This window comes from Brevibacillus nigriterrae, from assembly GCF_049846925.1.
GTDB lineage: Bacteria > Bacillota > Bacilli > Brevibacillales > Brevibacillaceae > Brevibacillus_H.
Genome location: NZ_JBNCMT010000066.1, coordinates 1 through 3,602, shown reverse-complemented (window position 1 = coordinate 3,602; position 3,602 = coordinate 1). Strand labels below are relative to the sequence as shown.

2 protein-coding genes and 6 tRNA genes are annotated in these 3,602 nt (G+C 45.1%); all 8 read right to left on the bottom strand.

All coding sequences use genetic code 11. The features are described from left to right. Positions 1-95 precede the first annotated feature (95 nt). Positions 96-1,085, bottom strand: a complete 990-nt coding sequence (gene mnmL / locus ACPW7N_RS26420) for a tRNA modification radical SAM protein MnmL/YtqA (protein ID WP_425654856.1) — start codon at positions 1,083-1,085, stop codon at positions 96-98. 115 nt (positions 1,086-1,200) lie between these two features. Further along, positions 1,201-2,433, bottom strand: coding sequence for a glycosyltransferase family 2 protein (locus tag ACPW7N_RS26415; protein ID WP_425654855.1), 1,233 nt, complete (start codon positions 2,431-2,433; stop codon positions 1,201-1,203). Between the two features lie 514 nt (positions 2,434-2,947). Further along, positions 2,948-3,024, bottom strand: a tRNA-Arg gene (locus tag ACPW7N_RS26410). Between the two features lie 8 nt (positions 3,025-3,032). Further along, positions 3,033-3,106: transfer RNA gene (locus tag ACPW7N_RS26405), tRNA-Cys, on the bottom strand. Between the two features lie 7 nt (positions 3,107-3,113). Further along, a tRNA-His gene (locus ACPW7N_RS26400) sits at positions 3,114-3,189 on the bottom strand. Positions 3,190-3,205: 16 nt separating this feature from the next. Continuing rightward, positions 3,206-3,279 (bottom strand) — tRNA-Trp (locus tag ACPW7N_RS26395). Position 3,280: 1 nt separating this feature from the next. Beyond that, positions 3,281-3,357, bottom strand: a tRNA-Met gene (locus ACPW7N_RS26390). Between the two features lie 29 nt (positions 3,358-3,386). Next, a tRNA-Ser gene (locus ACPW7N_RS26385) sits at positions 3,387-3,477 on the bottom strand. Positions 3,478-3,602 lie beyond the last annotated feature (125 nt).

Here is a 3,602-nt window from a genome sequence, read left to right as displayed (position 1 = left end):
TGGAATCATTACCAACTACCCCTCTCGTGCCAGAAGGCTGTTAAAGAAAAAGTAAAAGGAACCCAGCGTACATGCGTTGGGTTCCTTGGCTTTTATTAAGGCATAGTGCTCACAACCGAATAAGGTGTCCAGAGCCTTCCCTGCCATGTATTTCTTTGTTTCAGTTCGGCGTCAATTCCATTGAGCACTTCCCATTTTTTGCGGCTCCACATCGGACCAATCAAAATATCTGGAGGTCCGTCACCCGTAATACGATGGACAATCATCTCAGGCGGAAGAATTTCCAATGTATCTACAACCAGCTTGGTGTACTCGTCCTGGGTCATAAACTCAAGTAAGCCTTCTTCATACTGCTTCACCATTGGCGTCTTCTTCAACAAGTGCAGTAGATGAATTTTGATGCCCTGCACATCGAGTTTAGCAACTGCTTTGGCGGTCTCCATCATATCATCATACGTTTCAAGCGGCAAGCCGTAGATAATGTGTGAGCAGACTCGAATATTATGCTTTCTCAGCTTTTCTACTCCATCCAGATACGTCTGATAATCATGACCACGATTAATAAGCAGGGATGTGCGTTCGTGCACCGTTTGCAGGCCTAGTTCAACCCACAAATACGTCCGCTCATTCAGTTCAGCAAGATACTCCACAACATCGTCTGGCAAGCAATCAGGACGAGTGGCAATCGATAGCCCTACCACATCCTCCTGCTGCAAAATAAGTTCAAACATTTCACGAAGTTCTTCAACAGGTGCATAAGTGTTGCTGAAGGCTTGAAAAAAGCCAATGTACTTGGCTGATGGCCATTTCTCATGCATTCTTTCTTTTACATCGTGGAACTGCTTCTCCAGCTCCATTCGACGGTCGCCTGCGAAGTCTCCTGATCCCCGAGCGCTGCAGAAGGTACACCCGCCAATGGCAGCCGTACCATCCCGATTCGGGCAAGTAAACCCTCCATCAAGTGGAACTTTGAAGATTTTTTCGTTGAAGACACTGCGCAAATGAAAATTCCATGTATGGTAACGCTTATCTCCCCACAACAATGGTGTATTGTCAGTGGAGTACGGCGTAATTGATTTCGTCATGGTGTTCTCCTTTCTGGCCTTGCTCATCTTGTAAGTATATCAAAAAAATTGTCCATTGGCCTGTTTGAAAAAGAAAAGGAACTAGCTAGTAGTTCCTTTCGAAAGCGGTGTTCAATTATTGCATTTCTTCTAAACGAATTGCTCGTGTATGCGAGGTATGACTCCACACCTGATTTTTTTTCGTGAAAAATGCATAGAAAAAGATGGGAAGCCACGTCAAGAAGAATATGGGTAACAACAGTAACCCTAGGTACCCTTTTAACGGAACCTTTTCTAAATACAGCGCAAGCACCGGCAACAAATAGAACAAACCGGTAGTCGTATAGATTAACCAGGACGGCAGGATCGATGCGATAGGCAGTGCATCTACGTCAAGCAAGCGACTGAGGAATAGTACGGACATCATGGTTACCATGAGTACATACATAGGCTGGAACAAATAGAAAGCAGCGTCCAGCATTCCCACCTTCATGCGTTTGACACCGTTAAAGAGCACAGACCCGATGTAACGGCCAGCTACATCATAGTGACCCTGCATCCAACGTAAACGTTGACGCATGGAAGATTTCAGATCCAATGGCTTTTCATCATACACCTTTGTATCATGTGCCCAAGTCGGGTAAATCCCCCGTTCGATACAGCGAGTCGCGAATTCAAGGTCCTCTGTCAGGCTTGTAGCACCCCAGCCCATCTCTTTTAAGAGATCACTCTCAATACAGAGCCCTGTACCACCCAATGTATTAGGAAGGCCCAGGTTATGGCGCGCCAATTGCCACATGCGATTGGTAAACCAGTACGTTACAGCATAAGACAACGTAATCCAGGAATCAAACGGATTTTTCGAATCAAGATAACCTTGGATAACCTTCGCCCCTTTGCACAAACGATCGTTCATGACAGTCAGGAAGTTTTTCTCCACCAAGTTATCCGCATCAAACATGACGACAGCATCATATTGCTTCTCCATCGCCCACAATTTCTCAAGCATCCATTCAATGCCGAAGCCTTTTCCACGTTTGCTTGAGTCAAAACGTTCACAAGCATAAGCGCCGTGCTCTCTCACGATCTCTGCCGTATTATCCGTACAGTTGTCACAGATCACGAAGATATCGTACATTTCTCGTGGATAATCCAGCTTTTTTAGATTTTCTATTAGCGGAGCAATAACAGCACTCTCGTTGTGAGCCGCAACCAGAACGGCAAATGTTTTCTCTGGTTTGCTGGTTACTGTTTCGTTTTTGCGGAACAGACCACCACAGGAAACCAACGTTTGATAGGTACTAATGACCCCAACCGTTGTACTGAAACCGATGAATAACCCCTCAATCAAACCCTTTAATACACTCATTGTTTCTTCTCCTCGACCTATTCCGCCCTGAGGTGGATAGGTATTGTTATACAGCTTTTTTCTTTTTCTTTTTATCTATTCACTATTTGGGAGTTTACACGAATCATACTGACCCTGCAATCAGTCAAAAGTGGTGAAAATGTAAAAATTTCTTCATTTTTTCCATTTGCTTGCATATTTTTGCGTTCACTCGTAAGTATACTCGTTCTATTTAAAATATTATTTGTCTGTCCCTAACACCATTCCCACGATTGAACATTCCTATACGAAGAATTACAAGCAGAAAAAAAAGCCTTCCACTCTACAAAGGCTCGAGATTCACGATTCACGGGTATCGAACGAGAGAGTAAGCCTCTATATATCAGCTTTCTCTTGCCCCTAGTTTATATCACCACGAAGCAACTAAAAAGTCAAGTAAAATCGTTAATTTGCACGGTCAAAACAATCATACGCACAAAAAAAAGCTTCTACAGAAGCCTTATCGACAAAATACATTCTTTTTCGAGAAAAAACGTGGCGTCCCAGGAGAGATTCGAACTCCCGACACACGGCTTAGAAGGCCGTTGCTCTATCCAACTGAGCTACTGGGACGCAATCTGTGGAGGGAGTACCCGGATTTGAACCGGGGGTGAAGGTTTTGCAGACCCGTGCCTTACCACTTGGCTATACTCCCATAATAATGGGGCGATCGATGGGACTTGAACCCACGAGTGCCGGAGCCACAATCCGGTGCGTTAACCCCTTCGCCACGACCGCCGCAATATAAAGTTAATGGCAGGGGCAGTAGGAATTGAACCCACACCAAAGGTTTTGGAGACCTTCGTTCTACCTTTAAACTATGCCCCTATGGTAGCGGCGGAGGGAGTCGAACCCCCGACCTTTCGGGTATGAACCGAGCGCTCTAGCCAGCTGAGCTACACCGCCATAGATGACTATATTTACAAAAAAATAAGTGGCGGAGAGTGAGGGATTCGAACCCTCGCTACACTTACGCATACTAACGGTTTAGCAAACCGTCCCCTTCGGCCTCTTGGGTAACTCTCCATTTGCACTTTCAAAACTGGATACGCAAAGGTAAATTTTCTAAGGATAATACGTGGATAAGTCCTCGACCGATTAGTATTCGTCAGCTCCATGCGTTACCGCACTTCCACACCGAACCTATCAAC

What these genes read in the sequence shown, in the direction of transcription:
- mnmL (WP_425654856.1), bottom strand. Translation starts at nt 1,085, where the DNA reads ATGACGAAATCAATTACGCCGTACTCCACTGACAATACACCATTGTTG.
- ACPW7N_RS26415 (WP_425654855.1), bottom strand. Translation starts at nt 2,433, where the DNA reads ATGAGTGTATTAAAGGGTTTGATTGAGGGGTTATTCATCGGTTTCAGT.